At 33.3% G+C, this 16,197-nt stretch carries 8 protein-coding genes; 7 read left to right on the top strand and 1 reads right to left on the bottom strand.

From position 1 onward, the window contains the following. The first annotated feature begins 344 nt into the window (after nt 1–344). The 7 genes from BUB89_RS08280 (at nt 345) to BUB89_RS08310 (ending at nt 14,896) form a co-directional block, all read left to right on the top strand. Entirely contained in the window at nt 345–3,074 is a 2,730-nt protein-coding gene (locus BUB89_RS08280; protein ID WP_073243916.1) for a substrate-binding domain-containing protein, read from the top strand. A gap of 634 nt (nt 3,075–3,708) precedes the next feature. Then, a complete protein-coding gene (locus BUB89_RS08285) occupies nt 3,709–5,025 on the top strand; it encodes a sugar porter family MFS transporter (protein ID WP_073243918.1) in 1,317 nt (438 codons plus the stop codon). Nucleotides 5,026–5,029: 4 nt separating this feature from the next. Further along, complete coding sequence (locus tag BUB89_RS08290; RefSeq protein WP_073243920.1) at nt 5,030–6,628, top strand: glycoside hydrolase family 32 protein; 1,599 nt, start codon at nt 5,030–5,032, stop codon at nt 6,626–6,628. Between the two features lie 11 nt (nt 6,629–6,639). Next, nucleotides 6,640–9,789: a SusC/RagA family TonB-linked outer membrane protein gene (locus tag BUB89_RS08295; RefSeq protein ID WP_073243923.1), complete on the top strand. Its 3,150-nt coding sequence runs from the start codon at nt 6,640–6,642 to the stop codon at nt 9,787–9,789. Nucleotides 9,790–9,798: 9 nt separating this feature from the next. After that, nucleotides 9,799–11,544 (top strand): RagB/SusD family nutrient uptake outer membrane protein, encoded by a 1,746-nt coding sequence (locus BUB89_RS08300; protein WP_073243925.1) that lies wholly within the window; start codon nt 9,799–9,801, stop codon nt 11,542–11,544. Nucleotides 11,545–11,710: 166 nt separating this feature from the next. Next, a complete protein-coding gene (locus BUB89_RS08305; RefSeq protein ID WP_073243927.1) occupies nt 11,711–13,927 on the top strand; it encodes an alpha-galactosidase in 2,217 nt (738 codons plus the stop codon). 54 nt (nt 13,928–13,981) lie between these two features. Then, entirely contained in the window at nt 13,982–14,896 is a 915-nt protein-coding gene (locus BUB89_RS08310) for a carbohydrate kinase family protein (protein ID WP_073243929.1), read from the top strand. Between the two features lie 124 nt (nt 14,897–15,020). Here the strand turns inward: BUB89_RS08310 and BUB89_RS08315 are convergent, their stop codons facing one another. Further along, a complete protein-coding gene (locus BUB89_RS08315) occupies nt 15,021–16,019 on the bottom strand; it encodes a GntR family transcriptional regulator (protein ID WP_073243931.1) in 999 nt (332 codons plus the stop codon). Between the last annotated feature and the right edge of the window lie 178 nt (nt 16,020–16,197).

Consider the following 16,197-nt stretch of genomic DNA (forward strand, 5'->3'; position numbering starts at 1 on the left):
CTTGGGATCAATGAAGTTAATCCCTTTCTCTCTGCTGATTAAATTCCAAATGCAAAAAAACCTCGAAAATATTATTTTTCGAGGTTTTTTGCATTAAAACGATTCATGTTAAAATCTTCGAATAAACAGAATCAAGGATTTAGTGCAAAAGTTTTAATTTAGAAAAAGATTCTGATACTAATAATGAGTATTAATCTTCAAAATTATTTAGTTTTAGAATAGCTTTTGAATATATTTACAGTAACAAAAACATATTTAAAGTTTTTTACATTATTCCTCAATTCAAAAATTAACAATTTCCTTTTTCAACCGGGTTTTATATTCATCAATTTTATAAAAATCACATGCTAAGAAAATTTAGTTGTCTCCTACTGATCGCTTATATCTGTTTATTTACTTCGTGTATTACTGATGCTAAAGATAAAAATAGTATTAAGGTGGGATTTTCACAATGTATAAGTGGAGACGCGTGGAGAGATGCTATGGAGTATACAATGAGGTTAGAAGCTTCGTTAAATCCTAATGTAGAACTGACTGTTTTCAATGCAAACAGAGATGTAAATAAACAAATCAAACAAATCGAATCGATGATTGAGAAGGATTTGGATGTTATTATTATATCTCCATTTGATTCCAAATCATTGACCTCAGTATTGGATAAAGCATTTTCTAAAGGAATTCCGGTTATTTTGCTGGACAGAAAAGTGAACTCAACAAGTTATACAGCCTATATAGGTACTGACAATATTGAAGTGGGACAATTAGCAGGAAAGTATCTGGCATCTTTATCTAATGGAAAAGGGGTCGTGTTAGAAGTGAGAGGGAATCCTAACACCTCTCCGGGACTGGACAGGAGTATAGGGTTTCACAAAGTTATCAGTCAATTTCCAGGTATAAAAGTCATCAGTTTAGTTTCTAAAAATGATCAATTGCCTCAGGCAGAATTCAATAAAATTATTGAGCAAAATCCCAATATTAACTATGTATTTGCTTATAATGATATCATTGCCTATCAGGTTTGGCAGGCGGCTAAGAAAAAAGAATTCGAAAATAAAATTAAAATTATTGGTGTCGATGGACTTAATGGGCCAAGTGGCGGAGTTCAATTAGTTAAAGACAAAATTATTACAGCCACTGTTTTATACCCAACAGGAGGTGCAGAAGCCATAAAATTAGCTTTACGAATTTGTAATAAAGAAATTGTTCCTAAACATAACGAATTGAATACGGTTTTAATTGATTCTATAAATGCAGACATACTAAGTAATCAGTTTGACAGGATAACGGTACAGCAATCAAATATTGAGTCGCAACTTAATGTAATCAAGGATCAGGAAGAAAAATACATAACCTTATACAATCTAATCAAACTATTGAGTTTCTTTTTAGTGATTATTTTTTGTCTGGCTGTTTTTAGTATTTATTCGGTTATTACAATTCGAAATAAGAAAAGACTTTTGGAAGTTAATAATTACAAAATCACAAGTCAAAAAAACGAAATCGAAAAATTTGTTGAAAAACTGAAAGAAAGCAACGAATCTAAAATTAATTTTTTTACCGGTATCTCGCATGAATTCAAAACTCCGCTGACTTTAATTTTAAGTTCGGTGGAATCATTGCATGATGAATTTCAGAATAAAAGCAATACGGTTAAGAAAGATTTAGACATTATGTACAATAATTCGATGCGATTACTCCGATTGATTAATCAACTATTGGATTTTAGAAAAGTAGAGGATAAAAAATTCACGATTAAATTATCGAAGAATAATCTGTGGAAATTCTCGGTAAATATGTTTAAAGAGTTTAAAAGAGAAGCTAAAAAAAGAAACATTAATTATACGATTGAAACCGATAATGAAGAGATTGAAGTATATTTTGATGTTAATCTAATGGATAAAGTATACTATAATTTATTGTCAAACTGTTTTAAATTCACTCCTGATGGTGGTGAAATAGCAGTAAGAATTACCCAAAACACTAAAAACGGATTTGTAAAAATTAGCTTTAAAGATTCTGGAATAGGTATCCCGGAAAAAGAAATTAAACAAGTTTTTAGTCCCTTTTTTCAGGGAACTAATAATTACCGGAACGGTTCGGGAATTGGGCTTAATTTATCTAAAAGTTTTATAGATCTGCATCAGGGAATAATTGAGGTCAAATCAGTTAACGGAGCGGAGTTTTCTGTGTATTTGAAATTAGGGGAAAGCCATTTAAATAAAGCAGATATCGTTAATAGCTCCTATCATTCTTTTGTGACTGATGAAAATGAATACGAGTATTTAGAAAATGAATTTTCATTAAGTAATGAATCACTAATTGTTGAGAACAAACAGTCTCTTTTAATTGTCGAAGATAATATTGATTTATTAGATTTTATGTATTCCAAATTGAAAGAGGAATATATTGTTACAAAATGTAATGGAGAGAAAGCTATTGAAAAAGCACTGGAATTAATGCCTGATATTGTTGTTTGTGACTTGAATCTTCCGGAAAGAAATGGTTTTGAAATTTGTGAAACTTTAAAAAAGAATATGATTACGTCGCATATTCCCGTAATTATTCTGACTGCTATGGATGATAGTAGCACTTATTTAAAATCTTTAGAAGTGGGAGCCGATTTGTTTTTGACCAAACCATTCAATTTTAAAGTTTTAAAACACTCCATAAAAGGTTTGCTGTTTAATAGAGAAAAGTTGCGGTACTATTATACTAACAATATTGATAAAATTGAAAGCGATAGTTTAAGTTTAATCGAAAAGGAGTTTTTAAATAAAATTAATGTAATTCTGGAAAATAATATTGATAACTCGTCGTTTTCGGTTGAAGAGCTGGCAAGCAATTTGAATATTTCAAGAGTTCAGCTCTACAGAAAAGTAAAAGGGGTTTTAGGGATAGGAGTAGGCGATTACATCAATAATTTCAGATTAGACAAAGCTCAAATTTTACTTAATACAACAGCTATGAATATTTCTGAAATTGCCTATTCTTGCGGTTTTGCTTCACCCAATTATTTTTCGACTGCGTTTAAAACTAAATTTGGAGTAACACCTAAAGATTATCGAAATAATTAATGACCTGAAAATACTCTCATTCCGTTTTTCTGAGTAATCTAATGGATTATAAGTTGGTTTTGAAATACCATGCTTATAATCCATTTTTTGTTTTCACATTTATGTAATCACTGCAGGGTTTGAAATTGTAATGATTAATAAAATGCAGAAAATCTTGAAGCTGCATTTTACTTAATCAATGTAAGAGGAATAAGTTTGTTAATTAAATCTTTGTTTTTAAAGATTCTTTTATTGATTACTACACTTTTTTTTAACAGTTATTATTTATTCGGATGCTGAAAACCTAATATTTTGAGATAAAAAAAATGGAATATGTATATAATCCTTTTCTTTTTTATGGATAATCTTTTTTTTACGCTTCCGGCATGTTTCAATATTAGAATAAAATGTAACTTTTTCGAAATACTGATTAGAATACTTTTCGAATAACAGATTTAAATAACTGTAAATCAGTTAATTACATGAATGAAACCATTTTAGAGATAATGGATACATTATGAAAAGGTTGTGATAATGTTAAATAATACATTTGGATATACTTAAATCACACAATCTGAGGAGTATAATAGTAATCGGATTTATTAAGATAAAAAGGTTACAACTGTTACAAAATTTAATTTAATAATTTTTGAAAATGAAAAAGATATTAATCTGGTCCATCACTGCAGCTTTAGCAGGTTTCTTATTTGGTTTTGATACTGTAGTAATATCAGGAGCCGAAAAAAAATTACAATTATTATGGGGCACTTCAGATGTGTTTCATGGTATTGTAGTAATAGGGATGGCGCTTTGGGGTACCGTGATTGGTGCTTTTTTTGGAGGAATCCCTACTAATAGAATAGGGCGTAAAAATACCTTAATATGGATAGGCGTCTTGTACACTATCTCTGCAATAGGTTCCGGATTAGCTAATGACCCCTGGACTTTTGCCTTTTTTAGATTTATAGGTGGTTTAGGAGTAGGTGCATCTACAATTGCTGCACCAGCTTATATCTCAGAAATAGCACCGGCTAAAGACAGAGGTAAACTAGTAGGACTTTATCAATTTAATATTGTATTTGGGATTTTAATTGCTTTTTTGTCGAATTATCTTTTAAATGATATTGGAGAGAATGCCTGGCGCTGGATGGTGGGAGTAGAAGCGTTTCCTGCAGCTATTTATACCGTTTTTGCGTTTACCATACCTAAAAGTCCACGATGGTTGCTTACCAAATTCAGAAATGATGAAGCCATAAAGATGCTGCGAAAAATCAATCCTGATCAGGATCCGGAAAAGCTGATGTTAGAGATAAAGCAGGAGATGGAAAACACGGTATCTAACGAAAATATTTTTCTTAAGAAATATAGATTTCCTCTCATTCTGGCATTTTTAATTGCTTTTTTTAATCAGTTATCGGGTATTAATGCCTTGTTATATTATGCTCCAAGAATTTTTCAGGAAGCTGGTCTGGGAGAGAGTACTGCTTTATTAAGCAGTATTGGTATAGGTGTGACCAATATGCTTTTTACGCTATTAGGTGTTATTTTGATAGATAAATTAGGAAGAAAGCAATTAATGCTGATTTGCTCTTTTGGATATATTATCTCTTTAAGTCTGGTTTCTGCCACCTTCTTTTTTGGTTGGAACGGGGAACTAATGCCGGTATTCTTGTTTTTGTTTATTGCCGCTCATGCTATCGGACAAGGAACTGTGATTTGGGTATTTATTTCAGAAATATTTCCTAACCACTTACGAAGCACCGGACAATCATTTGGCAGTTCTGTGCATTGGGTTCTAGCAGCTGTTGTACCGTCTATGGTTCCTATATTGTTTTCGACCATAGGTGCCGGAATTGTGTTTTTGTTCTTTGCGGTTATGATGGTATTCCAATTACTCTTTGTGCTGTTTATGATGCCGGAAACCAAGGGTATTTCATTAGAAGAATTAAGTAAAAAACTAATTAAAAAATAAATAAATGAAAAAAGTAGTAAAAAAAATACCGCTTAGATTACTGTTGTCTTTATTAACAGTTTTCATTTTAACAAGCTGTAAAAAATCGGTGTTTGCTGATAAAAAAGACTATTCAGAAGCTGAATTGTATCGACCTAATTTTCATTTTACTCCTCAAAAAGGCTGGATGAATGATCCTAATGGAATGTTTTATTACAACGGTTACTACCATTTGTTTTTCCAGTATTATCCTGATTCTAATGTTTGGGGACCTATGCACTGGGGACATGCTATAAGTACAGATATGATTACCTGGACAGAAAAACCTATTGCACTTTATCCGGATGAGAAAGGATACATTTTTTCAGGGAGTGCAGTAGTGGATATTAAAAATACTTCCGGTTTTGGAAGTCTAGAAAATCCACCAATAGTGGCAATGTTTACTTACCACGATATGAAAAAGGAAAAGGCAGGAGAAACTAATTATCAATCTCAGGGTATTGCTTATTCTCTGGACGAAGGTTTGACCTGGACAAAATATGAAGCGAATCCGGTTATTAAAAATCCGGATATGAAAGATTTCAGAGATCCAAAAATGACTTGGGATGCCATTCATCAACAGTGGATTATGGCTCTGGCAGCCGGAGATAAAACAATGTTTTATAGTTCTAAAAATTTAAAAGAATGGAAATTACTTTCTGATTTTGGAAAAGCAATTGGTGCTCATGGAGGAGTTTGGGAATGTCCGGATTTTTTCCCTATGACTGTTGAAGGAACTGATGAATATAAATGGGTTCTCCTTTTAAGTATCAATCCCGGAGGTCCTAACGGTGGTTCAGCTACTCAGTACTTTGTAGGAGATTTTGACGGAAATAATTTTAAACTTGACGAATCTTTTTCGAAAGATATTAATGGTGATAAAGGAGTTTGGATTGACTACGGAAGAGATAATTATGCAGGAGTAACTTTTTCTAATGTATCAGAAGTTGACGGAAGAAAATTGTTTATAGGATGGATGTCAAACTGGAATTATGCTCAAAAAGTACCTACAGAAACATGGAGAAGCAGTATGACTATTCCCAGAGAATTAGTGCTTGTAAAAAAGGATGGACATTATAGTGTTAATTCAAGACCTGTAAAAGAACTACAAAATTATGTGGGTAAAACCATTAAAAAAGAAACTCTTAAGATTGATAAAGAGACTGTAATTGTTGATAAATCAGTGATCAATTTGTCAAGTATGGACATTCATTTTTCTTTAAAAAATCTAAAAGAGGATACTTATACCTTCTCTCTTTCAAATGAATTAAAGAATACGGTCAAATTTGGCTTTAATAAAAAAGAGAATTATTTTTTTATTGACAGGACTCAATCAGGGGATTTATCTTTTTCACCTCTTTTTGCAAATAAAATTTCAAAAGCACCTATTACAGAAAAATTTGATGCTATAGATGTAAGAATCATAGTTGATAAAACATCAATTGAGATTTTTTACAATAATGGAAAAACCGTGATGACTGAAACTTTTTTTCCTGAAAAACCAATGGAAACATTTTCTGCAACCAAAGAAAAATTCGGTTACACACTGGAAAACTTAACTATTAACCAATTAAATTTTAACTAAACTATCTAATTATGAAACACAAAATTATTCTTTACTTAATCTTAATGGGATCATTTTTCTCATTAACAGCCCAGAACATAGGGATAAAGGGAGTTGTAACTTCTTCCGAAGACGGTATGTCACTCCCGGGAGTATCGATTTTAGTATCAGGAACAAATAAGGGAGCTACAACTGATCTGGATGGTAAATATGAACTTAAAAATATAGATTCAAAAGCAACTTTGATCTTTAGTTATGTAGGTTATACTAATCAAACGATACAAGTAAATGGTCAGGCAACAATTAATGTTGTCTTGAAAACGGAATCGCAGCAATTAACAGAAGTTGTGGTGACTGGATATTCCAGAGAGAGAAAAGTAGACGTAACAGGAGCAGTTGTTGTCGTTGAAATGAAGCCTATTGAAGGGCAAAGTATGAGTTCTGGTAATGCCATGCAGGCGCTTCAAGGAAGGGTTGCAGGTTTAGCGGTTGAAAAGTCAGGAGATCCCAGCGGAGCAAGTAGCAGAATATTAATCAGAGGGGTGAGTACCTTGGGAAATACAGACCCGTTGTATGTAATTGATGGAGTGCCAACAGTAAGACCTGAAGTGTTTGCCAGTTTAAATCCCAGTGTAATAGAGTCAGTTCAGGTATTGAAAGATGCTTCTGCTTCTTCTATTTATGGTTCCAGAGCAGCTAACGGAGTTATTATTGTTACTACTAAAAACGCCGCTAAGGGAGATGTTACTTCCGTTTCCTTTAATACAAGTGTTTCGATACTTTCTGAGAAAAAACAACGCTATAAAATGCTTAATGCCTTAGATCGTGGTAAGGTATTATGGCAAGCATCCGTTAATGATGGTGCAGATCCGGCTGGTGGATATGGTGAAATCTATAATTTCGACTGGAATAATGATTTCAATAATCCGGTTTTAAATAACGTAACTGTAAAACCTTTTGTAGGAGGTGACACTACAGTACCTGTAGGAGATACTGACTGGCAGGATACTGTATATAAAACGGGTTTGCTTATCAATAACGATTTGTCCGTTTCAGGAGGTTCTGAAAAAGCTAATGCGGTTTTAAATCTTGGGTATCTTGATAATAGTGGTATGTTGAAATTTACTAATTATGAAAGATATTCAGCGAGATTGAATGCTAATTTTAAATTGTTTAATGACAGAGTGAAATTTGGAGTTAATTCTCAATTTACACAATCTGATGAACTAAGTGCAGCTAATGATGTAGGGAATGCTCCTACACCAGGTTTAGCCATTTCACTGGCACCTACCATTCCTGTTTATACCAGTACTGGAGCTTATGGAGGACCAATAGGTTCAGGCTATTCAGATAGAAATAACCCTTTGTTAATGCAATATTTAAACAGATGGGATAATTCCAGAAAAATGTCTTTATACGGTAATATTTTTACGGAAATTGATATCGTAAAAGGATTAAAATTCAGAAATAGCATTGGTATGGATTTTAATGATTTTAAACGAAAAAACATTGAACCAATTGTAAACAACGGATTTATTACACGAAATGTAAATAGCTTATCATTAGATACAAATAAGTATTCAAGTTTGACGATTTCTAATACATTGACTTATGATTTAAAAATTTCAGAGCATAAAATTGGAATTCTTGTAGGAACTGAATCGACTAAAACAGATTTTAATTCATTATTTGCCCGTGCAGAAGGATTTGCAGTTGAATCAGAATCTTATTTCACACTCGCTGCAGCTACTGGTGCAAGAACGAATAATGGTATAACAACGGGGAGTAGATTACTTTCTCATTTTGGAAAATTAAATTATGCTTTTTCAGATCGTTATTTAGCTTCTTTTACCATTCGTAGAGATGGTTCTTCCCGATTTGGTAGTGATAACCGATTTGGTATTTTTCCGGCGGTTACTGCTGGGTGGAGAATTAACAATGAAGAGTTTTTAAAAAATAGTACAGTAGTTTCAAATCTTAAATTACGTGCCGGTTATGGTGAAGTAGGGAATCAGTCCATTGGAGATAATGCACGTTTTGGATTGTTCGAAACAAGATACGGTCCTAATCAAAATGTATATTTCCCTGATTTTTTTAATATTTATTATAATGTGGGAACAGCTTATGATTTGAACGGAGCCAATACAGGGAATTTACCTTCTGGTTTTGTTTCCATACAAGGTTTGAATTCAGGTCTTAAATGGGAAACGACTAAAGAATATAATGTAGGACTTGATTTTGGTTTCTTAGAAAATAAATTATCCGGGTCGTTTGATTATTTTTCCAGAAAAACAGAAGGTATCTTGATTGTACCGCCTGTAGCATCTACAGTTGGTGAAGGACAACAACGTTCAGTAAATGGAGCAAATACGGCTAACAAAGGATGGGAGCTAAGTGTAGGATATGCTGATACCCTTGAAAATGGATTGTTTTTTAATGTAACAACTAATTTTGGAGCAACAAAAAACAAAATTACCCAACTACCGGAAGAAGTAAGAGCTGCCTATCCGGGTACAGCAACTAACTCAATTGTGGGGCATTCTCAATTTGAAATATTTGGATACAAAACCGATGGTTTGTTCCAGAGTCAGGAAGATATAGATTCACATGCTACACAAGTGGCTTCCAGATTAGGAGGTATTAAATACATTGACCTTGATGGTAACGGTGTAATTAATTCTGATGACAGAACTTTTATTGGAAGTACATTGCCTAAATTGGAATACGGAATCAATATTAGTTTAGCGTATAAAGATTTTGATTTCTCTGTGTTTGGTTCAGGAGTTACAGGTCGTATTGGTCAGGATCCATATATTTATTATAATAATTTTGTTCAGGGTAGAGAAAACGCCGGTCCCGGTACTTTGAATGCATGGACACCTACGAACACTAATACCGATGTACCTTCTCTTTCTTTGGCAAACAATGATAATCAGGCGTCTGATTACTTTTTCAGAAACAATTCTTATTTCAAAGTAAGAAATATGCAGCTTGGATATACACTTTCTGAAAAACTAATGGCAAAGACAGGTTTTATTACCAGATGTAGAATTTATGCACAAGGAGAAAATTTATTCTGGTTTACACCAAAAGGCTATATAGGACAGGATCCAGAGCGTACAAGTATAGACAGAATACCTGTTCCTACTACATTTTCATTAGGTCTAAACATTAATTTTTAAACAAGTATCATGAAGAAATATAATATAATAGTTATTAGCTGCCTGTCAATTTTATTTTTGGCATCATGCAGTTCCGATTTTTTAGATTATGAACCTACAGGAGTTTTAACTTCTGAAAGTGTTGCAACAGCAGAAAACGCTGATGCTTTGGTTACAGCAGCTTATGCTGCAATAGGTAATGACGAGATGGTAGGACCAATAACCAATCAATGGGTGTACGGAAGTGTACGTTCAGACGATGCTTACAAAGGCGGTGGAGGTCGTAGTGATGTAGATGTAATTGACCGTTATGAACAATACAATACTACTATTGCTGATTTTGGAGACTGGATGTTGCCAAGAACCTGGACAAATCATTACAAGGCGATTTCAAGAGCTAATTTTGCTTTAGCTGTTATTAATGAATTATCAGAAGCAGAATTTCCAAAAAAGAAAGTAAGACAAGCAGAATTACGTTTTTTAAGAGCGCATTCACATTTTATGTTGAAATTACTATTTAATAAAGTGCCTTTTATTACAGAAGATCTTTCTAAAGAGGAAATTTTGAAAACTTCTAATGATTTATCAAGTGATGCACTATGGAATAAAATAGCCGAAGATTTTCTTTTTGCTTTCGATAACTTAGAACAAGCACAAGATCAGGTGGGAAGAGCTGATAAAAATGCAGCAGCAGCTTATTTGGCAAAATTAAGATTATACCAGGCTTATGAGCAAAACGAAGATCACCAGGTTACTAATATAAATGCGGCCAGATTACAAGAAGTGATTGATTATGCCAATGCAGTAACGGGAGATTTAGAATCAGATTATGCTAATAATTTCTTAGACGGGCATGATAATGGTCTGGAATCTATTTGGGCAGTTCAATTTTCAATCAATGATGGAACAAATGTAGGAAGAGTTAGTTTTGTTACCGGATTAAACTCTCCTCACGGAACACCTCTTTATGGATGTTGCGGTTTTCACTTAGCAAGCCAGAATATGGTAAATGCATTCAAAACAGATGCTAATGGATTACCATTATTAGATACTTTTAATGATTCGGATATATTTAAAACAATTGATGCTAATGGAAATGCGCCTTTGAGTGCAGGAATTACACTTGATCCAAGAATTGATCACACAGTAGGAGTTCCCGGAAGACCATTTAAATATAAAAATACGCTGAAAAATGCAGGTGATATGGTTTATAAATTGAGTTGGGCCAGAGATCCGGGTGTTTATGGTTTTTTTGGAAATATGAAAGAACAACAATCTCCGGACTGTTCTTGTTATGTGAAAAACGGACCATTCATCGGTACCTCAAAAAATGTTGATTTTATCAGATATGCTGATGTGTTATTATTTAAAGCAGAAGCATTAATTCAATTAAACAGATACACAGAAGCCTTGCCTATAATCAACCGAATCAGAGCTAGAGCTGCAGCAAGTGCTACTAAACCATTGGCTGCGGGAGCATCTAATGTGTATAAAGTAGAACAATATCTTTCTTTTCCTTCCAAAGAATATGCTTTGAAAGCATTGATGTTTGAAAGAAGATTAGAATTTGGTATGGAAGGTCCTCGATTCTTTGACCTTGTAAGATGGGGTATTGCAGAACCGGTGTTAAATGCATATCTTGATGAGGAGAAAACGAAAAGAGATTTCCTTTCTAATGCTAAGTTTACAGCAGGAAGAGATGAATATTATCCAATACCTCAAAGAGAAATTAATTTCACAGGAGGATTGTACAATCAAAATCCAGGATATAATTAAGGTTAATAATTGTTGTTAAATTAGTGATTGAATCAGATTAAGGGTGAGTATCTACTTGCCCTTAGCTGTTTCTTGTTTTTTTAATCTAAATAGCTGTTGCTTGTGTTTTGGTAACAAATATTTGCATTGAAAATATTCGAAAAAAAGCATTCTAAAAATAAGGATTATGAAAAAGGGACAACTAAGGTATTTGAATAGAATCATGTTTTTTTGTGGTTGTATGTTAGCTATAGCTGATGTATCGGCACAAGCCATCATTCCCATTGCTACTGAAAATAATATGTTATTGATGCAAACAGACGATAACAATAGATTGCGAACGGTGTATTTTGGGAAACCACTTGAAAACGAAAGGGAATATAAGGCCGTTGTTAGTAATTATAATTACGATGAATCGAATGCCGGGATTTATAATTCAGCATACACTCCTGCGGGAACCTGGAATCTTTCTGAGCCTGCCATTCAGGTAAAACATGCTGATGGAAATCCGTCATTGGAATTAAAGTATGCGAGTCATAAAAAAGAACAGATAGATGCCAATACTTCGGTAACCAGTATCCTTTTAAAAGATCCTGTTTATCCCTTTGAAGTGACTTTGTTTTATAAAGTTTGGAAAAAAGAGAATGTAATTGAGCAATGGACAGAAATAAAACATAAGGAGAAAAAACCGGTTTTGTTGCAAAAATATGCTTCGGCTAATTTATATTTTGCCAATAAAAATTTTTATCTCACGAGTTTTCAGGGAGAATATCTAAAAGAAATGCAACCTGTTGAAACCAGGCTTTTACAGGGAATAAGAACTGTAGATTCTAAACTGGGAACCAGAGCAATGTTGTTGCAAACGCCTAATTTTATCTTGTCATTTGGTAAGCCAGCTTCCGAAAATGAAGGGACAGTGATGTTAGGACAATTGGCTTGGAGCAGTAATTTCAAATTGGATTTCGAGATTGATTCGCACAAAAATCTTCGTCTTATTGCAGGAATCAACCCGTTTGCATCGGAATATTCATTGGCTCCAAACGAAACCTTTAAAACTCCTTCTTTAATTTATGCATTGTCGAATAACGGTACAGGAGAAGCCAGTAGAAATTTGCACAATTGGGTCAGAAAACACAGGATATTAGATGGTCAGGGAGAACGCCTTACTTTATTGAATAATTGGGAGGCGACCTATTTTGATTTTGATGAAAATAAAATAGCCGATTTGTTTAAAGATGCTAAAGATTTAGGTGTCGACATGTTTTTGTTAGACGATGGTTGGTTTGGGAATAAATACCCACGAAATAACGATGATGCAGGATTGGGTGACTGGCAGGAAAATAAAAAGAAATTACCTAGCGGGTTGGGTTATTTAGTTAAAGAAGCTAAAAAAGAAGGCGTGAAATTTGGTATCTGGATTGAACCTGAAATGGTTAATCCCAGAAGCGAATTGTATGAAAAACATCCTGATTGGGTAATACGACAACCGGAAAGACCTGAGATTTATTATAGAAATCAACTGGTTTTGGATTTGTCAAATCCCGAAGTACAGGATTTTGTTTTTGGAATCGTGGATGATTTGTTTGTAAAAAATCCTGAATTAGCGTTCATCAAATGGGATTGTAATGCGGTTATTTATAATGCTTATTCGGCTTATCTAAATAAAAAAGGAATTCCTCAATCTAATCTGTATGTAGATTATGTCCAAGGATTATACAAAGTATTGCAGCGCATTCGTGCTAAATATCCAACAGTTCCCATGATGCTGTGTTCCGGGGGTGGTGGTCGTGGAGATTATGAATTTTTGAAATATTTTACCGAGTTTTGGCCTAGTGATAACACTGAGCCTTTAGAGCGTATATTTTTACAATGGGATTATTCTTATTTTTTTCCTTCTATTGCAACAGATAATCACGTAACCGACTGGGGAAAACAACCGCTAAAATTCCGGGTGGATGTAGCTAGTATGGGTAAATTAGGGTTTGATATTGTAGCCAGTAAATTAGATACAAATGACAAAATATTTTGTAAACAAGCGATCAGCAATTATAACTCCTTCAAAGATATTGTGTGGCACGGAGATATGTTTCGTTTGGTAAATCCACATGAGAATGATATTGCAGCCTTAATGTATGTTAATGAAAATAAAAGTAAAGCGATTGTTTTTAACTATTTGGTAAACAATAGATTTAGTATTACAGCAACAAAACAGCCAGTAGTTTTAAACGGCTTAGATCCAAAGAAAAAATATGCGGTAAAAGAAATTAATCTGTATCCGGATATTTCCTCTTCATTAAAAGGAGATAATATCTTTACAGGTGATTTTTTGATGAAAGTAGGCTTTAATCCTCATGTTACTTTACAAAGGACTAGTGTAGTTCTTGAGATTAGTGAAGTTGAATAATAAAGTGTAATTTGTATTGTTTGTAGAACAGCTTATGTTCTTAATTTTAAAATTATGAAAAATAAAAAAGAATTAAAAGCAGTTTGCTTTGGAGAGGTGCTTTGGGATGTTTTCCCTACACACAAAAAAATTGGAGGTGCTCCGCTGAACGTGGCGCTGAGATTAAATTCTTTTGGAATTCAAACCACCATCATAAGCAAGGTAGGACTTGATGAAAACGGTTCGGATATCAAAGAATTTATTGCTGAACAAAATAATGATATTGATTTTATTCAGGAAGGAGATAATTACAAAACCGGCGTGGTTAATGTCATGATTAACGAAAAAGGTAATGCCTCTTATGACATTATGTATCCTTCAGCTTGGGATAAAATTCAACTGACTGATGAAATGAAGGAATTAGTTTCAAAAGCAGATGCATTTGTTTTTGGGAGTTTGATTTGTAGAGACGAAGTGTCAAGAACAACCTTGTATGCTCTGTTAGATGTTGCAAAATATAAAGTTTTGGATGCTAATCTAAGAGCTCCTTATTATACTACCGACGTGCTTATCGAATTAATGTCAAAAGCTGATTTTATCAAATTGAATGATGAAGAATTACGAGAAATAAGTCGTGAATTAGATTCTCCATACAATTCTTTTGAGCAAAATATTAAGTTCATTGCTAAGAAAACAAAGGCTAAACACATTTGTGTGACCAAAGGAGAATTTGGAGCGGTATTGTATTATGATGAAAAGTTCTATTATAACAGTGGTTACTTTATAAAAGTTGTAGATACAGTAGGTGCCGGAGATTCTTTTTTAGCGTCATTAACCATGAAATTACTCAAAGGGAAATCCCCTCAAAAAGCATTAAATTATGCTTGTGCAGTAGGAGCTTTAATTGCCGGGCAGGAAGGTGCAAACCCTAAGATTTCAGATGTTGAAATTAGAAAATTCATGATGCTTAAAGAACCTAAAAGTAAATAAATTTTCATCAGTTCTCTGTTTTTTCAGACCACTGTTAAATGAAAAATAGTCTTATAACCTCGAAACACCATACAGTTTCGAGGTTTTTTAATATAAAGCAATTTCTTTAAAAGGATTTTCTTTTTTACAAAGAACCTCTCACAATCAGGCTGCTTTTGTTTTCTATTTGTTCTTTTCTTTGGTTGATAATTAATTCGGCCAGTGTGCGTCCCATTTCTTTAAAATCAGTTGAAATAGTGGTAATTCCTTCGGAGACTACTTTTTTTAACGGAGTATCATTATAGGAAATGATACCAAAATCTTTCCCAATAACTAATTTTTGCCTTTTCGATTGTTCAATCACATTTACTAAGTGGCGGTCATCAGGAATGATATAAAGGTCACCCGTTTGAATTTCATGATTCTCAAAATCCGAGCTAATATCATAATGAAATTGATGCTTTTGGCAAAATGCTGTAAATCCTTCTCTCATCCCGATGGGCTGTTTGTAACTGGAAAAAATTAAGATAAGTTTTTTGTATTTTTTAATTTTATTTTTTCCCGATTCTAAAGCATTAAAAGTGTCTTTAGCGTGATTTTGATGTACCGATGGATAGTTTTTTAATTCTGCATTTGTCTGATCCAGAATCAGTACATCTTCAGGTGGTAGGGTTTTGATTATCGAGGCGGCATGAACCAGATTAGTAGGCATGATGATGTATTTCGAATAATTGCCATTATTGTCATGGATGAGTTTTTTAAAAACTTCGGGATTAAAATAATGGAAGAAAATATCTATTTGCGCATTTCTGTTGATTGTGTCCAGAAACGAATTGTAAAGGTCTTCCTTAAAGGCATTCAATTCATCAAATAATAAAAAAATACGCTGTTCGAAACTAAAGTCTTCACTTTTTACATAATAGCCTTTGCCTAAAATAGCATAAATAATCCCTCTTTTTTTAAGTTCATCATAAGCCAGTAAAACAGTATCTCTCGAAATCCCGAATTCCAACGAAACTTTGTTTACCGAAGGTAGTTTATCACCTCTTTTTAAGCGTTTTTCGGCTATTGATATTTCAATAGACAAAATAATCTGTTTGTATTTTGGTAAATTCTGTCTTTTGTTAATAGCTATTATTTTCATAATAAAAATGTAAGGGTATAAATATAATAAATAACTGGTATGTAGTGGTGTGGTTTTATACTCCATTTTTTTTTAAAATCACATTTTTAACGGATGTGGAGTGAAAATGCTGTTTTTACCGCCCTATCTGGTAGATAAATCTAAAAACTGGTTGGTACTGGTTTGTTTCTGTACATGT

Origin of the sequence: Flavobacterium flevense (assembly GCF_900142775.1) — a bacterium.
GTDB classification, from domain to species: Bacteria; Bacteroidota; Bacteroidia; order Flavobacteriales; family Flavobacteriaceae; genus Flavobacterium; species Flavobacterium flevense.

Excerpts from the sequence above, each read along its gene's own strand:
- BUB89_RS08280 (WP_073243916.1), top strand. The coding sequence starts at position 345 with ATGCTAAGAAAATTTAGTTGTCTCCTACTGATCGCTTATATCTGTTTA.
- BUB89_RS08285 (WP_073243918.1), top strand. The coding sequence starts at position 3,709 with ATGAAAAAGATATTAATCTGGTCCATCACTGCAGCTTTAGCAGGTTTC.
- BUB89_RS08290 (WP_073243920.1), top strand. The coding sequence starts at position 5,030 with ATGAAAAAAGTAGTAAAAAAAATACCGCTTAGATTACTGTTGTCTTTA.
- BUB89_RS08295 (WP_073243923.1), top strand. The coding sequence starts at position 6,640 with ATGAAACACAAAATTATTCTTTACTTAATCTTAATGGGATCATTTTTC.
- BUB89_RS08300 (WP_073243925.1), top strand. The coding sequence starts at position 9,799 with ATGAAGAAATATAATATAATAGTTATTAGCTGCCTGTCAATTTTATTT.
- BUB89_RS08305 (WP_073243927.1), top strand. The coding sequence starts at position 11,711 with ATGAAAAAGGGACAACTAAGGTATTTGAATAGAATCATGTTTTTTTGT.
- BUB89_RS08310 (WP_073243929.1), top strand. The coding sequence starts at position 13,982 with ATGAAAAATAAAAAAGAATTAAAAGCAGTTTGCTTTGGAGAGGTGCTT.
- BUB89_RS08315 (WP_073243931.1), bottom strand. The coding sequence starts at position 16,019 with ATGAAAATAATAGCTATTAACAAAAGACAGAATTTACCAAAATACAAA.